Annotated in this window: 10 protein-coding genes and 3 pseudogenes; 10 read left to right on the forward strand and 3 right to left on the reverse strand. The window is 73.2% G+C overall.

Features of this window, described 5'->3' with window-relative positions:
- Positions 1-16: 16 nt before the first annotated feature.
- Positions 17-326 (reverse strand): annotated as a pseudogene (locus tag VE546_RS23760) (transposase); the annotation flags it as partial.
- A gap of 43 nt (positions 327-369) precedes the next feature.
- Here VE546_RS23760 and VE546_RS23765 point away from each other — a divergent pair.
- Positions 370-789, forward strand: a pseudogene (locus tag VE546_RS23765) (helix-turn-helix domain-containing protein); the annotation flags it as partial.
- 469 nt (positions 790-1,258) lie between these two features.
- Here VE546_RS23765 and VE546_RS23770 read toward each other — a convergent pair.
- Positions 1,259-2,077, reverse strand: coding sequence for an SDR family oxidoreductase (locus tag VE546_RS23770; protein WP_324925688.1), 819 nt, complete (start codon positions 2,075-2,077; stop codon positions 1,259-1,261).
- A 292-nt stretch (positions 2,078-2,369) separates the two neighbouring features.
- Between VE546_RS23770 and VE546_RS23775 the strand changes: the two genes are divergently transcribed.
- From VE546_RS23775 to VE546_RS23810, 8 genes are read left to right on the forward strand one after another with little or no spacing between them, the layout of a single operon-like run.
- Positions 2,370-3,527 (forward strand): SDR family oxidoreductase, encoded by a 1,158-nt coding sequence (locus tag VE546_RS23775; protein WP_324925690.1) that lies wholly within the window; start codon positions 2,370-2,372, stop codon positions 3,525-3,527.
- A gap of 57 nt (positions 3,528-3,584) precedes the next feature.
- Positions 3,585-10,991, forward strand: coding sequence for an SDR family NAD(P)-dependent oxidoreductase (locus VE546_RS23780; protein ID WP_324925692.1), 7,407 nt, complete (start codon positions 3,585-3,587; stop codon positions 10,989-10,991).
- A gap of 7 nt (positions 10,992-10,998) precedes the next feature.
- Positions 10,999-11,868: an ATP-dependent sacrificial sulfur transferase LarE gene (gene larE / locus VE546_RS23785; protein ID WP_324925694.1), complete on the forward strand. Its 870-nt coding sequence runs from the start codon at positions 10,999-11,001 to the stop codon at positions 11,866-11,868.
- Complete coding sequence (gene larB / locus VE546_RS23790; protein ID WP_324925696.1) at positions 11,865-12,641, forward strand: nickel pincer cofactor biosynthesis protein LarB; 777 nt, start codon at positions 11,865-11,867, stop codon at positions 12,639-12,641. Before larE ends, larB begins: the two co-directional genes overlap by 4 nt.
- A complete protein-coding gene (gene larC / locus VE546_RS23795; RefSeq protein ID WP_324925699.1) occupies positions 12,638-13,915 on the forward strand; it encodes a nickel pincer cofactor biosynthesis protein LarC in 1,278 nt (425 codons plus the stop codon). The genes larB and larC overlap by 4 nt, the downstream gene beginning before the upstream one ends.
- A gap of 50 nt (positions 13,916-13,965) precedes the next feature.
- On the forward strand, positions 13,966-16,104 hold the full coding sequence (locus VE546_RS23800; RefSeq protein ID WP_324925701.1) for an HAD-IB family phosphatase: 2,139 nt from the start codon (positions 13,966-13,968) through the stop codon (positions 16,102-16,104).
- Positions 16,101-17,678, forward strand: coding sequence for a lactate racemase domain-containing protein (locus tag VE546_RS23805; RefSeq protein ID WP_324925703.1), 1,578 nt, complete (start codon positions 16,101-16,103; stop codon positions 17,676-17,678). Before VE546_RS23800 ends, VE546_RS23805 begins: the two co-directional genes overlap by 4 nt.
- Positions 17,675-18,388, forward strand: a complete 714-nt coding sequence (locus tag VE546_RS23810) for a lysophospholipid acyltransferase family protein (protein WP_324925705.1) — start codon at positions 17,675-17,677, stop codon at positions 18,386-18,388. The genes VE546_RS23805 and VE546_RS23810 overlap by 4 nt, the downstream gene beginning before the upstream one ends.
- 230 nt (positions 18,389-18,618) lie before the next feature.
- On the opposite strand, the pseudogene VE546_RS23815 reads toward VE546_RS23810, so the two are convergent.
- Positions 18,619-18,909, reverse strand: a pseudogene (locus VE546_RS23815) (DUF664 domain-containing protein); the annotation flags it as partial.
- 268 nt (positions 18,910-19,177) lie between these two features.
- Here VE546_RS23815 and VE546_RS23820 point away from each other — a divergent pair.
- Complete coding sequence (locus VE546_RS23820; RefSeq protein ID WP_324925707.1) at positions 19,178-20,422, forward strand: cyclopropane-fatty-acyl-phospholipid synthase family protein; 1,245 nt, start codon at positions 19,178-19,180, stop codon at positions 20,420-20,422.
- Positions 20,423-20,571: the final 149 nt, after the last annotated feature.

Here is a 20,571-nt window from a genome sequence, read left to right on the forward strand (position 1 = left end):
GGCTCCACCGAACCCGGTGACCGGAGTCAGAGATCCTCTGGCAGTAGGCGGCCACCTTGTCGAGGATTTCGCCGGCGGCCTTCGTCCATGCCGAGGGCCGGGGGTGGTTCCGGTCCGCTGCCCAGGCGCGGATTCGCGATCGAGGGCTTGAACGGAGCAGTGGACACCGCGTCGGAGCTTCTTCGCGGTCAGTTCGGCGAACCACCGCTCGACCAGGTTGAGCCAGGACGATCCGGTAGGGGTGAAGTGCAGGTGGAACCGGGGTGGGTCAGCAGCCACTGCTCGATGGCCGGGGTCTTGTGGACGGCGTAGTCGTCGAGGGCCAAGAGTTGTCCCGTAACTGCTGGTCATGGGCGAAATGATCTTGCAGTGACTGGCGTGATCACGGCGTCGGAGCCGCCCTGGACAGCCCCGTTCACCGGGCTGAACCCGCGGCGGTTCGCCAAGCCGGTCACCGCGCTGCGGCACGAGGGCGCCGATCCGGTGGGGCCGGCCATGGTCGCTGCCGCTTCCGGACGGGTGCTACCGGTGGCCACGTACGGGCGCACCAACCTCACCCCGCGGCAGCTCGCCCCGCTGTTCGGGATCTCCACGTCGGCCGCCGACCGCATCGTCGACCACCTCGGACCGGCTCTCGCGCTCCAGCAGCGGCGCCGGTACCGCAGGGACACCGTGCTCATCGTGGACGGCACCCTGGTCCCCACCCGGGATCACACGGTCGCCGAGCAGTCCAGTAACCACCGCTACTCCACCCATCACCAGCTCGTCATCGACGCCGACACCCGGCTCGCCGATTTCTGGGCGGGGCCGGGCCGAGCCGGTTGTTCATGTCGGGTTCGAACCGGCCGTAGGGGGCCGCGCGGGTCCAGAACAGCGAGGACAGGGACCACCGGCCGGCGTCAGCGAACCCGTCCTGCCACTTCCCCTCGCCCAGGATGTCCTGGGGAGAAGGGTATTGACGTGCACCAGCGCTGACCGGGGAAGGTGCAGGGCGAGTACGGGGACTTCTTATCCGCCTGGCCACCGTGCTCCTCGACGAAGCCCCGCCCCGGGTGCGTGACGGCGCACACGTCAGCAGGCGATACGGGGACTCAGGGCCGGCCGGGCGGAACACCGGCTCCTTCGCGCGGGGCTTCGCGACATCGGGGGTGCGGTTTGGCGAGTCCGGTTCCGCCAGGGCGCCCGTGACCGGTTGTTTGACGCTGTACGGGGGCAGCCGCAGCAGGCCTGCGCCGTTCCTGCCGCATACGCCGGCGATTCACGCGGACTTCCGGAAACGGCCGGTGCCGGGGCGCCAGAATCCGCCCGGTGCCGAGAAGTCCCACGACAGGGGGCGCAGGAGGAGGCGCGGGAGGTGGCGCAGTCCCCAGGCCGCCAGCTTGTAGCGCATGCTGGGCACGCTGACGTTCCTGCCGCGCTCCAGGTCGCGCAGCGCAGCGTCCACCACCCGGTCGGCGTCGAGCCATATCCAGCGGGGCAGGCCCGTCAGATCGATGCCGGAGCGCTCGTGCAACTCGGTGCGGGTGAAGCCGGGCAGGAGTGCCATGACCCGAACACCGGCCCGACGCACTCGTGCGGACCTGCCCACCGCCTCGGAGAAGGCGAGCACCCACGATTTGCTGGCCGGGTAGGTGGTGGCGAGGCCACCGGGACCGTGCGCGCTGAACGAGGCGACGTTGACGATCCGACCCGACCTTCGCTCGATCATCGCAGGGAGGACGGCATGGGTGAGTCGCAGCACCGCGCGGACGTTCACCGCCAGCATCCGTTCCTCGTCGGTGTCGTCGGTGTACGGGAACGGCTCCCTCAGCATGATCCCCGCGTTGTTCACCAGCAGGTCGACGGACGGTGTCGCGGCGAGACGGTCCTCGACGGACCGGCAGCCCTCGACCGTGGACAGGTCCGCGGTGAGGACCTCCACCCGGACACCCGACTCCCGTCGCAGATCCTCGGCGAGCTCCTCCAGACGGTGCCGCGTACGCGCGACGACGATCAGGTCGTGGCGTGTCCGGGCGAGGTGCCGTACGAAGGCCCGGCCGATGCCCGAGGTGGCACCGGTTACGAGAGCGAGGGGCATGACGGCCTCCTGGGAGTCGGGCTCGCGCGGTTCCGCGCGGGAAGGGGAGGCGAGCCGTGCGCGGGGGCGGGAGGGAAGCCATCGATCCCGACGTCGTGGCGGCGGGTGCGGGCAGGCGGTGGACATCGGTGTCGGGGAACCCGCGACGGCCCGGATGCTCAGCTCTCCGCTCAGGGCGCGAATCGCTTCCCGGTGGGCGAACCATACACACAACTTGGCGAAATCTTAAAGTAATCGGTTAATTCCAAAGAGTGATTGATGTCCTCTTGAGAACTGGTCCATGCTGCTCCGCGTGACCACACTGCTCACCGGCGCGACCGGATTCCTGGGCTCGAGGCTCCTGCTCGGTCTGCTCACCACCCGTGGACGGCACGTCACCGTACTGGGCAGGGGAACCGCCTCCGAACTGCGTCTTCGCGTCCTCACGATCCTGGAGGGCCTCGCGGGAGGCGGAATCGGCGCACGGATCCGTTCGCGGTTGCGCTGTGTCGGCGGCGATGTCACCCGGCGATGGCTCGGCCTGGCGCCTGCCGTGTACGGGCGTCTGGCCCGGGAGGCCGAAGCGGTCTGGCACTGCGCCGGGGACATCGCACTGACGGGAGAGCGCGAGCGGTTGTTCCTGACCAACGTGCACGGCACCGAGCGGATCCTGGAGTTCGCCGAGTCGACCCCGCCGGACTGCCGACTGGTCCACATGAGCACCGTGGCGGTGGCGGGCGGCCGCCGGAGGGGCGTGGTCGCCGAAGAGGACCTCACTGACGCGTTCGGCTTCGAGACCCACTACGACGAGTCCAAGTACCGGGCGGAAACGCTGGTGCGGGACTGGGCGAGGCGGCAGGGCCGGCCGGTCGTCGTCCTGCGTCCCGGCATCGTCGCCTCCGACGCGGCGCACCGGGAGGGAATGCCGGGGCACCCGCTGCGGGTCCTGGGCGACATGATCGACACCATTGCCCGGAACGGTGCGCCGGGGATCTCCCCGACGGCGGCGCTGCGCCGGGACGGGCCGGGACTGCGGTTGAGGCTGCGCGTGCCCGCAGACGCGGAGTTCAACATCGTTCCGGACGGTTACGCCACGGAGGCGATGCTGCGCATCGGCCACGACGCGGCGGAGGACCTCGGCCGCGGCGTGCGGACGTTCCACGTCGTGCATCCGGGGGAGACGCCGATGCGGCTGATCGTCGAAGCCATCGAAGCCCACCACCCCGGCCTCGCACTCGACTGCGTCGGCGATCTGCCGGACCCCACGCCGGCCGAGCGCTTCGTCGCGGACCACCTGCCGGGATTCCTGAGCTACTGCCACCACAGACGGGTCTACAGCCGCAGCTCCGCCGTCGAGCGGACGAACGGACTCCCCGATCCGGCTCCGATCGACCGGGACTACCTGGTGCGGGCCATGGGCTTCGCCGGGGCGGTGCCCCACGCCGGAGACCGGATGGCCGCGGACATGTGAGCGTCCGTCACCTCGCCCGAGCACCCCTCTCCCCTCTCAGGACCTTCTGGAGGCTCCGTGTCCAACTCCCGGCAACCACTGCCTCCACGCGCCATCGCCGCCGTCGGCGCCGCCTGCCGCCTTCCCGGCGGCATCCGGAGCCTGGACGATCTCTGGGGGGTGCTGACCGTCGGCCGTGACGTGGTGGCCACCGTCCCCGAAGACCGCTTCCGCGCCGCGGACTTCACCGACGCAAGGCGTCGGCGCCCCGGTGTGAGCTATACGGCGGCGGGGGGTTTCCTCGACGACATCAAGGGTTTCGACACCTCCTTCTTCACCGGCGTCTCCCCGCGTGAGGCGTCACGGATGGATCCCCAGCAGCGGCTGGTGCTGGAGCTGGCGGTCGAGGCGCTCGACGACGCCGGAGTCGACCACCGGCGCACGGCGGGCTCCGACACCGCCGTGTTCGTGGGCTGTTCCAGCCGTGACTACGGCGAACTGCAATCCTGCGTCCCGCACACCGGCAACGCGTACACCATCACGGGCATGGCGGCCTCCAACACGGCCAACCGCGTCTCGCACTTCTTCGACTGGCGCGGACAGAGCATCGTCGTGGACACGGCGTGCTCGTCGGCGCTGACGGCCCTGCACCAGGCGTGTGAGCACCTGCGCTCCGGACGCTCGCGGGCCGCGCTGGCCGGCGGTGTCAACATCCTGATCAACCCGCAGGGGTTCGCCGGTTTCTCGGGCGCGTCGATGCTCTCCCCCAGCGGGCGGTGCCGCGCCTTCTCCGCCGACGCGGACGGGTTCGTCCGCTCCGAGGGTGGCGGCCTCGTCCTGCTGAAGCGGCTGGACGACGCGCTCGCCGACGGAGACCGGATCCACGGCGTGATCGTCGCCGGCGGCACCAACAACGACGGCCGTACGTCCGGGCTGGCCCTGCCCAGCGCCGAGGCCCAGGAAGCGCTGCTGCGCCAGGTGTACGCCGAAGCCGGGTTGTCGCCCGACGACTTGGCGTACCTGGAGGCGCACGGTACCGGCACGCCGGTGGGAGATCCCGTCGAGTGTGCGGCCATCGGCCGCGCGCTGGGAACCGGCCGCTCCACCGGTGCCCTGCCGATCGGCTCGGTGAAGAGCAACATCGGCCACCTCGAGGCCGCTTCGGGCATGCCCGGGGTGTTCAAAGCGCTGCTGGTCCTGCGGCACGGCGAGATCCCGGCCACCCTGCACGCCGAGCCGCTCAACCCGCACATCGACTTCGCGGGCCACAACATCAGGCCCGTGGTCGGCGCCGAGGAACTGCGGACCGGCGGACGGCCGTACGTGGGCGTCAACTCCTTCGGCTTCGGCGGCGCCAACGCCCACATGGTTCTCACCACGCCTCCCGAACAGGCCGCGGAGCCGGTTCCCATGGCCTCCGGCCGGTTTCCGGTCGTGGTTTCCGCCCGCACCCCCGGGGCGCTGAGGGATGCCGCGGAGCAGATGGCGCAACACCTGGAACTGACCGGCGAGAGCGACTTCTACGATGTGTCCTACACCTCGGCCGTGCGCCGCGCGCGCCACGAGTACCGCGCCGCCGTGCTGGCACGCGACCCCGTCGAGGCCGCGGAGGCGTTCCGCGCGGTGGCGAACGGTGCGGCGCCCGCCGTCCCGGCCGCGTCGGGCAAGGTCGCGTTCGTCTTCCCCGGCAACGGCTGCCAGTGGCACGGCATGGGAGTGGAACTCCTGCGTGGCGAGCCGGTCTTCCGGCAGGCACTGGAGGCCGTCGACGCGGAACTCGCCCCCCGGCTCGGCTGGTCGGTCGTCGAGGAACTCACCGCGGAGGAATCCCGGCTCCGCCTGACCGAGGTCGCCCAGCCGCTGCTGTTCGCCGTGCAGACCGGTCTCGTGCGGCTGCTGGAGGCGAATGGCGTCCGGCCGGACGCCGTTGTGGGCCACAGCGTCGGCGAGGTCGCCGCCGCCCACGTCTCCGGGGCCCTCGGCCTGGCCGCCGCCTGCTTGGTCGTCGCCGAGCGCAGCCGGGCCCAGGCGCTGACCGCGGGACGTGGCCGGATGGCGGCCGTCGGCCTGCCGTGGGAGGACGCCCAGAGGGAGATCGCCGCCCACGCAGACCGTCTGGAGGTGGCCGGAGTCAACACCCCCACCGATGTCACCCTCGCCGGGGATCCGGGCGCGTTGGCGGAGCTGGGCCGGAACCTGGGCGCCCGTGGCGTCTTCTTCCGCGAACTGGATCTCGACTACGCCTTCCACAGCAGGGCCATGGACGGCATCGAGGAGCCGTTGAAGGCGGCCCTCGCCCGGCTGCGGCCCGGCGCCCACCGCATCCCGTTCGCCTCCACCGTCACGGGTGGCCTCGTCGAGGGCGAGGAGTTGGACGCGGACCACTGGTGGCGCAATGTGCGCGAGCCGGTCCTGTTCGCCGACGCCGTACGGGCACTGGCCGAAGACGGCTGCGGTCTGTTCGTCGAGATCGGCCCGCACGCCGTGCTCGCTCCCTACCTGAAGCGGCTGGACACGGCGACGGCGGTGGTATCGACCTGCCGCCGGGGCCAGGACGGTCCCGAGGCGGTACGCCGGACGGTCGCGCACCTGCTCGCCGCGGGGATCCGGACCGGCGACGGCCTCTTCCCGCGCCCCGGCCGGGTCGTCACCCTTCCCTCGTATCCCTGGCAGCGCGAACACCACTGGAACGGCTCGCCCGACGGATGGGTCCGGGTTCCGCAGGACCCGAGTCTCGTCCATCCGCTGCTGGGGCGCCGCGTGGCCGTCGCCGAGCCCGCCTGGCACCAGGCCCTGAGCAGCCTCCGGCTGCCCTGGCTGGCGGACCACCGGGTCGGCGGGGCCGTGGTCGTGCCCGGCACGGCGTACCTGGAGGCCGCCCTCGCCGCCGGGCGCGCCGCCTTCGCGAGTGCCGCCGAGGTCACCGACCTCGACATCGTGCGCGCGATGGTCATGCCCCGCGACGACGAAACCGATGAGGTGGTGCTGCAGACCTCGTTGTCGGAGGAGGACGGCGTGGTCCGTATCGCCTCGCGCGTCGGCACCGCGGCCTCCTGGCGGACGCACGCCCGCGGTCGGGTCCGCCGCCTGGCCGCCCGGCCGCCGGACCCCGTTGACCTCGGCGCCGTACGCGAGCGGCTGGAGCGGGCCGGCGCCCCGGTGGACGCGGCGCGCCACTACGAGGAGGCCGCGCGAGCCGGGCTGGAGTACGGCCCCTCCTTCCGGGTGCTGACCCGGTTGTGGGCGGGCGAGGACGAGGTGCTGGCCGAGTACGGCTGGGAACCTCCGGCGCGCGACGACGGTTACGAGGCGCACCCCACCGTGCTCGACGGCGCGCTCCAGGCGGCCGCCCCCCTGCTCGCGGCCCTCCCCGGCGGCCGGACGTACGTGCCGACCGCCATCGCGGGCGCGCGCGTGTGGGACCGGCTTCCGGAGCGCGGCCTGATCCACGTCCGGGCGGTGTCGCCCGGTTCCCGGGACACCGTCCTCGACCTGGCCGTGGCGGACGAGGCCGGCCGGGTCGTGGTGGAGTTGACGGGGTGCCGGCTGAGGAGTGTCACGGTCGGCCGGGCCGAGGAACTCCAGCAGTTGACGCAGGTACTGCGGGCCGCGCCCCGCGAGGGCGACCACCGGGGCGAGCCGGTCCCTTTCCCCGGGCCGGCGGACCTGCTCCACGCGGTCACCGGGCACACGGCGAAGAAGGCACGGCAGGACGCCCGCGACTCCGCGGACTCCGCTTTCGCTCCGCGGATCAAGACCGCGATCGGCCACTGGGCCGCGCACACCTTCGCCCGTCTGCTCCCCGGGGCGCGGGAATTCACACCGGACGACCTGCGGGCCGCGGGGGTGCGGCCGGAGTACGACCGGTACGTCCTCCTCCTGGCCGACATGGCGCAGCGGGCCGGCCTGCTCGAACGGACGGGCACGGGCACGCCGGACCGCGAGCGCCTTCGCTTCACGGGCACCGCCCGGCCACTGGAGCACGTGCAGTCCTGCGCGGAGGATTTCCCCCAGTGGATCTCGGCCATCGCCGTCTACACCCGGTGCGGCACCCACCTGCCGCAGATCCTCAGAGGAGAGACCGACCCCCGGGAGGTGCTGTTCGCCGAGGCCGATCGGCACCTCGTCGAAGCGCTCTACAACGACACGCCGGACATGAGGGCCCTCGGCCGATGTGCCCGGTCCCTGCTGGTCGAGGCGCTCAGGGCGTGGCCGGCCGGGCGTCCGCTGCGCGTCCTGGAGGTCGGCGCGGGCACCGGCGGCACGACCGGCGTGCTGCTCCCGGCACTTCCGCCCCACCTCACCCGGTACGTCTACACGGACGTCTCCGAAGGCTTCTTTCCCCGGGCGCGGGCCCGCTTCGACGCCTACGACTTCATCGAGTACCGGATCTTGGACCTGGAGCGCGATCCGGTGCAACAGGGGTTCCTGGAGGGGGGCTTCGACCTCGTCGTGGCGGCCAACGTGCTGCACGCGACCGGCGACCTGAGCGCCACGGCACGCCGCCTCGCGACCCTGCTCGCAGACGGCGGCCACCTACTCGCCCTGGAGAGCCACGACGAGGAACTGCTCGGCCCGTGCTTCGGCCTCCTCGGCGGCTACTGGGCCCTCACCGACCACGACCTGCGTGCCACACCACTGATGCCTCACACCGGATGGGTACCGCTCCTCGAACGGTGCGGCTTCGACGAAGTGATCCGGACGGGGGACGCGGTCGGCGGGGACGCCTACTCCGTGCTCTGTGCCCGCCGCGGCCGTCGGCCCGCCGGAGCGGTGCCGGGGGCAGCACCGCCACCCTCGGTGCCGGGCCGCTGGGTCGTGGTGGCCGAACGCCCGGACGGCGCTCTCGGCCCGGCTCTCGCCTCGCTCCTGACCTCTTCGGGCACCGACGCCGACATCGTGGATGTATCGGACCTCTCCGACACGTGGCAGGCCCGACTGCCGCTGGGAGAGGGGCGGCCGGACGGCGTGATCCTGCTCTTCGACACCCCGGCCGGGGAGGAGACCCGGGCCCTCACGGTACGCAGGGCCGGGCTGGTCCGGGCAGCGGCGGCCGCCTTCGACACCGCGCGGCCGGACGGGGGCGCGCTGTGGCTGGTGACCGGGGAGACCGGGCTGTTCCCGGAGCCGGCCGGGGCCGGGAATCCCGTGGACGCCGCGGTATGGGGGGCCGGACGTGTGCTCGCCAACGAGCGACCGGGACTGGCGGTCCGCCGGCTGTCGCTGGAGCGCTCCACCGACCCGGCCGGGGACGCCGAGCGGATCGCGCGGGAACTGCTCGACCCCACCGACGACGAGGTGGTCCTCACCCGCCGGGGCCGGTTCGTGCCGCGGTTGACCGACTGCGCAGCACCCGTGCGGGAGGAGGACGGCACCGATCACCCCTACACCCTCCGGCTGCGCAACCCCGGGCTCGGGCACCGGCTGGCGTGGGTGCCCGCCGAGCCTCCGGTGGCGGGCCGGGGCGAGGTGGTGGTCCGGGTGCGGGCCGCGGCGCTGAACTACCGCGATGTGATGCTGGCCGCGGGGATGCTGCCCCCCGGCGCCGAACCACCGGTGCCCGGCGGGCCGGCGCTCGGCCTCGAATGCGCCGGGGACGTCGTCGCCGTCGGACCGGGAGTGACGGAAGTCGTCCCGGGGGACCGGGTGTTCGCGTTCGGTCACGGCACGCTCGCCTCCCACGTACGGGTGCGGACCGAGCAGACCGGACGCATTCCCGACGGCATGGGCTACAGCGAGGCCGCGACCCTGCCGGCGGTCCACCTCACCGTGCAGCACAGCCTGGAGGACCTGGCCCGGCTGGCGCCGGGAGAGACGCTGCTGGTGCACGGCGGGGCTGGCGGGGTCGGTCTCGCGGCGCTGCGGTACGCCCGCAACCTGGGCGCCTCGGTGATCGCCACGGCGGGCACCCCGGCCAAACGGGACCTCCTGCGCGCGCTCGGCGCCGAACACGTCCTGGACTCCCGCAGCCTCTCCTTCGCCGACCGGGTGAGGGACGTCACAGGTGGCCGGGGCGTCGACGTGGTCCTCAATTCCCTGACGGGCGAGGCCATCGCGCGCGGGCTGGAGTGCCTGCGGCCCGGCGGCCGTTTCGTCGAACTCGGCAAGCGCGACATCCACGGCAACCAGCCGATGCTGCTGCGCCCGTTCCGCGACAACCTCTCCTACTTCGCCGTCGACATCACCCGACTGGCCGCCGACGCGCCACAGGCGGTGGCCGAGGCGTTCGCGAAGGTGGCGCGGAGAGCGGCCGCAGCGGAGTACCGGCCGCTGCCGCACCAGATCCACCCGGCCACCGGCGTCGAGGAGGCGTTGCGCGCTCTGCGGCACTCCCGGCACCTCGGCAAGGTCGTCATCGCCTTCGACGCGGCCGAGCCGGTGCGCGTGGAACAGCCCGACGAGCCGCTGCGCCTGGACCCGGACGCCACCTACCTCGTCACCGGCGGCCTCGGCGGCTTCGGGGCGGCCACCGCGCGGTACCTCGCCCGCTGCGGCGCCGGTGCGCTGGCACTCGTCGGCCGCCGGGGCGCGGCCTCGCCCGAAGCACCCGCCCTGCTCGGCGAACTCGCCGCCCTGGGAACGCAGGCCCGGGCGTATGCCGCCGACGTCACCGACGCCGGGGCGATCGAGGCGATCCTCGCCGAGGCCGACGCCGCGGGCCGGCCGGTACGCGGCGTCGTACACGGTGCCATGCACCTCGACGACGCACCACTGCAGGAGATGACGGCCGAGCGGTTCGCCGCCGTCCTCGAGGCGAAGACCCACGGCGGCGACGTGCTGCACGCGCTCACCCGCGACCGGCCGCTCGACTTCTTCGTCGTGTACTCCTCCCTCGCCGCCCTCGTCGGCAACCTCCACCAGGCGCCCTACGCGGCCGCCAACCTCCACCTGGAGTCCCTGGTGCGGGCGCGCCGGGCGGCGGGGCTGCCCGGCCTGGCCCTCGCCTGGGGCGGCATCGGGGAGACCGGTTACGTCGTGCGCAGCCGGCTCACGGAGAACATCGCGCGCTCCGGGCTCGGACTCGTCCCGCCGGACACGGCCTGTGCGGCACTCGGCCGCTTCCTGGGCAGGGAGGCGGTCTACGGAGCGGTCGGGTACGTCGACTGGGACCGGATGGGCAGGATCCTGCCCGCGCTGAAGGCACCGCGGTTCGCCGGCCGGCGGGGCGGAGCGCAGGCCGACTCCGGTGGGAGGGCGACGGAGGACTTCAAGGAGCGGTTCACCAGGGCGGACGGCGAGGAGGAGCGGAAAGCCCTCGTCCGCGACACGCTCACCGCTCTCATCGCCGCCGTGCTCCAGACGCCTCCCGGGCGTGTGGCCCACAGCGCCCATCTCGCCGACCTCGGCCTGGACTCCCTGATGGGCATCGAACTCAAGGCCGGGCTGCACCGGGTGTTCGGCTGCGACCTCCCCGTCATGGAGCTGATGGCCGCCGGCAGCGTCACCGGCCTGGCAGACCGCCTGCACCGGGCACTGAAGGAGTGAGGAGCACATGCCGATGCCTCCGACCGATCCGACCGCGTCCCGCGCCGCGAACGCGCTGCTCGTCGAAGTGGGCCGCCTGGACAGCGTCGTCGTCGCCTACTCCGGCGGCGTCGACTCCACACTGGTGCTCGCGGCCTCCCTGCGGGCCCTGGGCCCGTCCCGCACGCTGGCGGCGACCGCGGACTCGCCCGCCCTGGCCCGGGACGAGCTCGCGCTCGCCCGGCGCACGGCGGCGGAGCTGGGCGTGGAGCTGGTCGTCCTCACGACGGACGAACTCGCCGCGCCCGGCTACCGCGCCAACGCCGGCGACCGCTGCTACTTCTGCAAGCGGACCGTGCTGGCCGCGGTGTCGGACCTGGCGGCGGCCCGCGGCTACGCCCACGTGGCGACCGGCACCCATCGCGACGACCACCGCTCCGGGCACCGGCCGGGACTGCGCGCCGCGCGGGAGCGGGGAGTCGCCGAACCCCTGGCGACCGCGGGCCTGGGCAAGGCACAGGTCCGGGCCGTCGCACGGGAATGGGGGCTCGCCGTGGCCGACAAACCGGGCACCCCCTGCCTGGCGTCCAGGATCGCGGTCGGCGTGCCCGTGACCCGGCTGCGGCTGGAACTCGTGGAGCGCGCGGAGACGGCCGTGCGGGAGTTCCTGGCCGAACGGCACGCACCCGTGCGTGACCTGCGCGTCAGGATCCTGGCCGGGACCTTCCGCGTCGAAATCGACGCGACCGCCCACCGGTGGCTGGCCGGGCGGCCCAAACAGGAGGCCGAACTGCTCGACCGGGTCGGCCGGACGGTAGGGCTCGCGGACGGCGCCCTCGAACCCTACCGTCCGGGTTCCGTGAGCGGGACCGCATCACCCGGGGGAGGCCCGCGATGACCGGGAGCACCGACCTCGCGGACCTGCTGGACTGCGAGACGTACCGCGCCGGGGACTTCGCCCGCCTCGACACCTCGCGACGGCGCCGCACCGGCGTGCCGGAGGTGGTGTTCGCCCCGTCGAAGACACCCGAGCAGACGTTGCGGCTCCTCGCCGGTCTGCGCGAACGAGACCCCGGCTCACCCGCTCTGGCGACCCGGTGTCCGGACGAGGTGCTCGACGCGGCACCGGGCCACTTCGCGGACACCGGGGAACCGGTCCTGGTCGACCGCGTCGCCCGGACCGTCACCGTGGGCGAACTCCCGCCGCCGCGCGGCATGGTGGCCGTCCTCACGGCGGGTACCGGGGACCTTCCGGTGGCCCGCGAGGCGCTGACCACCCTCGCCGTGCTCGGGGCCGGAGCCGTACTCGTCGACGACGTCGGAGTGGCGGGCATCGGACGGCTGTTCCCCCACGTGCCCCGGCTGCGGGGAGCCGACTGCGTCCTCGTCGTGGCGGGCATGGACGGCGCCCTGCCGAGCGTGGTCGCCGGGCTGCTGCGGGCCCCGGTGGTCGGCGTGCCGACCAGTGTCGGATACGGCGTCGCCGCGGGCGGCCTCGCCGCCGCGGCCACCATGCTCGCCTCCTGCTCCCCCGGTCTGACCGTGGTCAACATCGACAACGGCTTCGGCGCCGCCGCGCACGCCGCCAAGATCGTGGAAGCGGTGCACGGCACGCCGCCCGACGGCGGCCGTCCGCGCGCCGCGTCCACCACCGTGGACGGCGACCGGTGACCGGGACGGGCCGCGCGGCGCGTGTTCCCGCCGCCCACCTGGACTGCACCGCGGGCGTGGCGGGTGACATGCTGCTCGGCGCGCTCGTGGACGCGGGCGCCGGCGCCGACACCGTGGTCGATGCGGTGCGTTCGCTCAAGGTGCCCGGCCTCGACGTCTCGGTCGGACGCGCTCGGCGCGGCGGGTTCGCCTGCGCGCGGGTGACGGTCACCCGGCCCGCCTCGCCGGACCGCGCCCGGCACCTGGCGGACGTCCTGGAACTGCTCGCCGGTGCGGACGGCGTCACACCCGCCGCCGCCCGCGCTGCCCGCCGCGTCTTCGAACTCCTCGCCGCCGCCGAAGCCCGGGCGCACGGGACGACTCCGGACCGGGTGCACTTCCACGAGGTGGGGGCGTACGACGCCCTCGCCGACGTGGTGGGCTGCGCCACGGCGCTGGACGAGCTCGGGCTGCTCACCGAGCACGCGGTGGTCACCTGCTCCCCACTGGCCGCGGGCAGCGGGGAGGTCCGCTGCGCCCACGGCCCGATGCCCGTCCCCGTCCCCGCCGTCCTCCACATCGCCGCGCACGCCCGCCTCGAACTGGCCCGTGGTGACCTGCCGGGTGAGCGCACCACGCCGACGGGAGCGGCGCTCGTCGCCGCCGTGGCCGCTCCGGGCCCGATGCCGCCGATGACCGTGCGCGCCGTGGGCACGGGCGGCGGGCACCGCGACACCCCGGACCGTCCCAACATCACCCGGATCGTCCTGGGCGAGGCCACGGCGGTCTCTCCCGGGCCGGCCGAGGGCGACGCCGTGGTCCTGGAGACCACCGTCGACGACCTCGACCCCCGGTTCTGGCCGTCGGTGCTGGACGCGCTGCGCGAGGCCGGAGCCTGGGACTGCTGGACCACCGGTGTCACCGGCCGGCACGGCCGGCCGGGCAGACTCGTCACGGCGCTGTGCTCGCCGCAGGTGCGGCAGGCCGTCGCCGACGCGCTGCTGCTGCACACCACCACGCTCGGGGTGCGGTGGACGACGTGCCGGCGGACGACGCTGCCCCGCCGCAGCACCATCGTCTCCATCGGACCCGCGGAACGGCCGGAGCGGGTGCTGGTGAAGACGGCCGAGCGTCCGGACGGCACCGTGACCGCGCAACCCGAACTGTCCGACGCGGAGCGGGCCGCCAAGTCCCTGGGGTGGCCACTGCGGACGGTGTGCGAGGCCGTCCTGGACCGCTGGCACCGGGAACACCGGACCGCGGACGTCCCCGGGCCCGACACGCCGGATGCCTGACGGATCGAGCGACCACACCTCCCGACACGCCCCAGGAAGCCGCACCCCCCATGCCCCGTACCTACCGCGTCCGAGACCTCGCGGGAACCCACGTCCTGCTGACCGGAGCCACCGAGCGCACCGAACTCGCCGTGCTGTACCGCCTCGTGACAGCACATCCGGACACGTACGTCAGCGTCGCGCCGCCGCCGGACGGGCCCGCCGCGCGGAGCGACCCCCCGGCTCGGGACGACGGGCTCGGCCTGCTGCTGAGCCGGAAGGCGTTCGGGCCGTGGCGGGACACAGTCGGAGCCGGACCGGCGATGGCCGAGGCCCGCCGCCGCGTGGAAGTGCTCGCGGGGCGTCCGGGAGACGTTCCGCCGCCCGCCGGAATCGACGTCGTCGTCCACTGCGCCCCCACCGGCGGGACGGACCGGCCACTCGACGCCGTGTACGACGAACAGATCGCACCGCTCGTCGCCCTCTGCGGGCAGTGGGCACGCCGACGGCCCCACCTGGTGTACGTGTCCCAGGCCGGTTTCTCCGGCACCGAGCGCGGGGTCGTCCGCGAAGCCCGGCTGGAGCACGACCTGGACTGGCGCCGCGAACTCGCGCTGGCACGCGCCCTCAGAAGCGACGCCGGGCATCTCTCGAGGACCCCGGACAGACTGCGCCGGACACGGCGTGCCGCCGAGCGCGCCCACCGGGGCGCGGGCCCCCTGATCGTGGCGCGGGAGGCGGAGACGGCACGCAGGGCCTGGGTGGAACGACGACTGGTGGAGCAGGGCCGGGCCCGTGCCCGTGCCCTCGGTCACCCCGATGCACAGGCCCTCGCCGCCGTGCTGGCGGAGCGCGTCATCGAGGAACTGTGGCGGCCGTACCCGCTGACCGTGCTGCGCCCGGCACCGGTGGGCCACGCCCTGCACCGCCCCTACCCGGGCTGGTCCGAGGGCAGGACGAGGGCCGTCCCGCCGACCGCGGCCCTCGTCCTGCTCGGCACGGCGGCCGGCTCCGCCACGACGGTGCTCGACACCGTGCCCGCCGACCTGGTGGCCGACGCCGTCCTGGCCGCGGCCGCCGCGCGGCCCGACCCGGACTCACCCCATTACTTCCACCTCGGCACGGCGACGGCCCGCCCCCTGACCCTGGAGGAACTGCGGACCGTGCTGCGGACCCCTTCCCTCGCTCCCCGCCGGCGCCCGTCACGGCGGCGACCAGAGCTTCCGGGCCTCTACGACCCGGCCGAGGTCCGCTACGACGACACCGAACTGGTGGCCCTGAGGAACGCGCTCCCTCACCCGCGGACGCACCACTTCGATCCGGGCGCGATCGACTGGCGACGCCACCTGGCGGCACGCGAGGCCGCGGACGCGGCCGAACGGCTGCGCGCACCGGTCACGAGGGCGATCCTGACCGCGGCGCCCCGCCCCCCGGTGTCGAACGAGCCGACCGTGGCCGTCTTCGACCTGGACGGCACCGTCGTCGCCTCCGACCTCGTCGAGTCCTACGTGTGGACACGGCTCGCCGGCCTGCCGCACCGCGCCTGGCCCGCCGAGTTCATGGACCTGATCCTCGACGCACCGCGCTACCTGCTCGCCGAGCGGGCCGACCGAGCCCGCTTCGTCCGCGTCTTCCTGCGCCGTTACGCGGGCACGGACGAAGCCGTCCTGCGGCGACTGGTGCGCGGGGCCGTCGGCGACGCCCTGCTGCACCGGGTCAGGCACGAGGCGGTCCGGCGCATCCGGACGCACCGGGCGGCGGGACACCGCACCGTGCTCGTGACCGGCGGCCTCGATGTGCTCGCCGAGCCGCTGCGCCCGCTGTTCGACGACATCGAGGCGTGCCGCATGCGGACCCGCGACGGCGTCATGACCGGGCGGGTGGCCGCGCGGCCGCCCGTCGGCGAGGCGCGAGCCGACTGGCTGCGACGCTACGCGGCCGAGCACGGGCTGGACCCGGCCCACGCCTATGCCTACGCGGACAGCTACTCGGACCGGGCGCTGCTGGACGCGGTCGGCCACCCGCACGCCGTCGACCCCGACGCACGCCTGCTCCGGCACGCCGTGCGGAGACGTTGGCCCGTGCTGCGCTGGGGCGCCCACACCGCCACCCGGTGGGAGGCGCTGACCGTGGCGGCCGCCGGAGCGGGCGGGCGAGGGGCGCGAGCGGGGGACCACCGATTTCCGGACGGAGAAGAGGAGACACCATGAGCGCACCAGGGTTCGTACTCGACGTCGACGAACGCACACCGCCGCTGGTGCTGTTCGAGGGGGAGGGGATCCGCGCCGAGCGCTTGCCCGTGGGCAGCAGGGTGATCTATCCGCCTGCCTCGCTTCCCGGTATCCGCGACCTCGACACGGCCATCCGCGACGCGCTGCTGCACCCGCACGGCATCGAACCCCTGCCCGAACTCCTCAAGCCGGGCATGCGGTTGACCGTGGTCTTCGACGACGTGTCCCTGCCCCTGCCGTCGATGCGCCGCCCCGACGTCCGCGGACGGATCATCGAGCACGTCCTCGAGATCGCCGCCCGACGAGGGGTGGAGGACATCGAACTCATCGCGGCGAACGCCCTGCACCGCCGGATGACCGCCGCGGAACTGCGACACGTCGTGGGCGATCGCGTCTTCCGCGGCTACTTCCCCCACCGGCTGCGCAACCACGACGCGGAGGACCGGGACAACCTGCTCCACCTGGGCATGACCGGCGCCGGAGAGGACGTCGAGATCAATCGCAGGGCGGCCGAGAGCGACCTCCTCGTGTACGTCAACGTCAACCTGATCGCGCTGAACGGCGGCCCCAAGTCCGTCTCCGTCGGCCTGGCGAGCTACCGCAGCCTGCGTCACCACCACAACACGCACACCCTGCGGCACTCACGCTCCTTCAACGACCCGCCCAACTCCGCCCTGCACCACTCCTTCCACCGCATGCTGGACGTGATCGGCGGCCGACTGAAGATCTTCACGGTCGAGACCACGGTCAACGGCGACTCCTTCCCGCCGTTCATGGGCTTCCTCACCACCCACGAATGGGAGTGGAGCCTCGCCGACCGGGTCGGCTTCCTCGGCGTCCGGCACGGCAACCGGGCCCTGCCGCCGAAGCTCCGGCGCCGCCTGCTGAACTCCGTCAAGGCACCGTACGGCATTACGGGGATCACGGCGGGCACCCCGAGCGCGGTCCACCCGATCACCCTGGCGAACGTGCACCGCCAGCAGGTCACCCCTGTCCGGGGGCAGTCCGACATCGGGGTGTTCGGGGTGCCCTACGCCGGTCCCTACAACGTGAACTCGATCATGAATCCGGTACTGGCGATGTGCATGGCCCTGGGCTACCTCTTCAACTTCTACCTCAACAGGCCGATCGTGCGGCAGGGCGGCGTCGGCATCTTCATCCATCCGCTGACACCCGACTTCCACCCGGTGCATCACCCCAGCTACATCGACTTCTACGAGGAGGTGCTCACGGAGACCACCGACCCCGCACGGATGGAGGCGGTGTTCGAGAAGAGGTTCGCGGAGGATCCCTGGTACATCCACCTCTACCGGACCGGCCACGCCTTCCACGGCGTCCACCCGTTCTACATGTGGTACTGGGGAGCCCACGCGATGCAGCACCTCGGCGACGTCATCTTCGTCGGCGGCGACCCGAAGGTCGCGGCCCGCATGGGATTCCGAGCGGCACCGACTCTCTCCGACGCCTTGGAGATGGCCTCGCACACCGTCGGCACCAGCCCGAGCATCACCTGCCTGCACACCCCGCCCATCACCATGGCGGACGTCCGATGACGGCACCCGGCGACCCGCGGGCCCTGCCGCTCCCCGCCGCCTGGGCCCGCTCGGCACCGGCGCGAGGGCTGCGGACGACCGTGCACCGGATCGTCCTCAGACCGTACGTGTGGGCCTGCGCCCGGCCGACCGTCGAGGGTGTGGAACACCTCGCCACGCTCACCAGCCCGGTGGTGTTCGTGGCGAACCACGCCAGCCACCTCGACACACCGCTGATCTTCGGAGCCCTGCCGCCGCACATCACGTCCCGGCTGGTGGTCGGAGCCGCCGCCGACTACTTCTTCGGTTCCCCGCTGACCGGAGCGGTCACGGCCCTCCTCTTCAACGCCTTCCCGGTGCGGCGGGGCGCTCCGGTCCGCACGGGACGCGGAGGCCGGGACCGCACGGTGCGGGGCGCGGCCCGGCGCCTTCTCGACGAGGGGTGGCACGTGCTGCTGTACCCGGAGGGCACCCGCTCCCGGGACGGCCGGCTCGGGGCGTTCGGGACGGGCGCGGCCCGGTTGTGCCTGCAGACCGGTGCGCCCGCGGTGCCCATCGCGCTGACGGGCACACACGCCGTGATACCGCGCGGAACGCGTGTGCCGGTCCGTGGCGCACCGCCCGTCTCCATACGGTTCGGCCGGCCGATCCGGGCCACCCCCGGTGAAAGGGCTCCGGACTTCCGTGACCGGATGAGGGAGGACGTCCGCCTGTTGCAGCGCTCCTCCTGAGTCGCGGAACGGCCCCAGGCCTCCAAGCCCCCCTGGGTTCCGTCGGTCGTCGCACCACCCCGGCCCACAACGGGCGCGGTGGACTCCGGGATCCGCGAGCCCGGACGGTGGCCCGAGGGCGTTCGAAGCCCGTTCGAAAGCGGGAGGGGAAAGCAGTGGCGGAAGGGGCGGGCGCCCGTCCGGGGCAGGGAAGGGACGGTCGTACGCGGAGGAGCTCTGCCGACCCCGCCTCATGAGTGGTCCCGGCCGTCGATCCGCTCGCGCAGCAGGTCGGCGTGGCCACGGTGCCGCGCGTACTCCGCGATCTGCGCCACCAGGAGGTCGCGGAGCCGCACCTCCCCACCGGGGCGGGTGCCGAAGTCGGCGAAGCCGGCGATGAACCGGTCGGTCAGCTCCGCCTCGGCCCGCCACCGACGCCAGGCATCCTCCACGACCGCCGGATCGGCGATCGCGCCGTTCCAGTCGCCGTCGCGGTCCTCGGGGGTGCGGTAGATCCTGGGCAGGTCCTCGCCGACCATCCGGGCGACCAGGCCCGCGCGCCCACCAGACCACTCACACACCGGCAACGAGCCGAACCTAAAGCGTTTTGGATCAATAACCCATTCGTGTGAAATTGATCCGAGGATCATCGCTTATAACCGCCGCCCGGCGACAATCGGCTTTCCGTGATGGGGAGTTGTCACCGGACATGGTGCCGGTCCCCGTCCGCCGACGACGTTCGGAGGAACCGTGAGGGGTAAAGGCTTCCCAGGCGTTGCCCAGCAGGTCGCTGCTTTCGTGGAACACGCGGTGGGCACCCCGCTCGAGTTCGGCATTCGCGCCTGGGACGGCAGCACGGCCGGAGCCGGGTCCGGTTCGACGCTGGTGCTGCGCGATCCCCGGGCGGTACGCCGGATGCTCTGGCGACCCGGCCAGCTCGGTGCCGCCCGCGCGTTCGTAGCCGGTGACTGCGACATCGAAGGTGACCTCGTCGCCGTCATGCGGCAGCTGGGCTCCGTGCTGGGGGCATCGTGGCCGGACCTGGGGAGCGCCGCGCTGGCGAGTCTGCGGACCGGGCTGGACCGCAGGATTCTCGGCCCTCCCGTCGCCAGGCCCTCGGCCGAGGTCCGCCGGTACCGCGGGGCCCGTGCCGTCCGGCACCACTACGACGTGGGTGACGAGTTCTACCGGCTGGTGCTGGGGGCGCCCATGGTCTACTCCTGCGCGTACTGGCCCGGCGGTGAGCAGACCGGCTACGGGCTGGCCGAGGCCCAGCGGGCCAAACTCGACCTGGTCTGCCGCAAGCTCGACCTGCGGCCGGGCATGCGGTTGCTGGACCTCGGCTGCGGTTGGGGCAGCCTGCTCCTGCACGCGGCGCGGCACTACGGCGTGGAAGGGGTGGGCGTCACCCTCGCCCGGAACCAGGCTCGACTGGCCTCGCAGCGGATCGAGGAAGCGGGTCTGGAGAACAGGGTCCAGGTGCGGCTGCAGGATTACCGGGCGGTCCAGGACGGTCCGTTCGACGCAGTGGCCAGTATCGAGATGACTCACCACCTGTCCCGGTCCGGCCAGCGTGAACACGCAGCCGCCCTGGCCCGGCTGGTGGTGCCGGGCGGCCGCGTGCTCAGCCACGAGCTGTGCGTGCTGCCGAACGGGCGGGAGCTGATGCGCAGCCCGTTCATGCTCCGGTACCCGCACCCGGACCTCCGTCTCGGAACGGTCGGCCGCAGCGCGCTGCTCGCCGAACGTTCCGGTCTGGAACTGCTCGACGTGGAGAACCTCCGGGAGCACTTCGTGCCCACGCTCCGGGGTTGGTTGGCCAACCTGGAGCAGAACCGCGAACAGGCCACCGCGCTGGTCGGGTACCAGACGGTGGCTGTCTGGCGGCTCTTCTTCGCTGTCGGCCTGCTGTCCTTCGAAGCCGGTCTGGCCAGTGTCCAACACCTGGTCTACACCCGGCCCCGACCAGTCGGCCGGCACGTGTTCACCGCACAGCCAAGCGGATACCGGCGGCCGCAGACGAGTGACGACCCGGCCGGGACGCCCCCTTACTGATCGTCGCCACCTGTCGCTGCACACTCTCGACTGCTGCCGGGAATGCCGCGACGGCACCCCGTGGTCCGGTAATCCGCTGGTGTGGTTCAGCAGGTGCGCCACGGTGACGGCCGCGAACAGGGTCGGCAGCAGCTCCGGCAGGACGCGCC

Origin of the sequence: Streptomyces sp. (genome assembly GCF_035644915.1) — a bacterium.
Taxonomy (GTDB): Bacteria; Actinomycetota; Actinomycetes; order Streptomycetales; family Streptomycetaceae; genus Streptomyces.

Excerpts from the sequence above, each read along its gene's own strand:
- VE546_RS23770 (WP_324925688.1), bottom strand. The coding sequence starts at position 2,077 with ATGCCCCTCGCTCTCGTAACCGGTGCCACCTCGGGCATCGGCCGGGCC.
- larE (WP_324925694.1), top strand. The coding sequence starts at position 10,999 with ATGCCGATGCCTCCGACCGATCCGACCGCGTCCCGCGCCGCGAACGCG.
- larB (WP_324925696.1), top strand. The coding sequence starts at position 11,865 with ATGACCGGGAGCACCGACCTCGCGGACCTGCTGGACTGCGAGACGTAC.
- VE546_RS23800 (WP_324925701.1), top strand. The coding sequence starts at position 13,966 with ATGCCCCGTACCTACCGCGTCCGAGACCTCGCGGGAACCCACGTCCTG.
- VE546_RS23805 (WP_324925703.1), top strand. The coding sequence starts at position 16,101 with ATGAGCGCACCAGGGTTCGTACTCGACGTCGACGAACGCACACCGCCG.
- VE546_RS23810 (WP_324925705.1), top strand. The coding sequence starts at position 17,675 with ATGACGGCACCCGGCGACCCGCGGGCCCTGCCGCTCCCCGCCGCCTGG.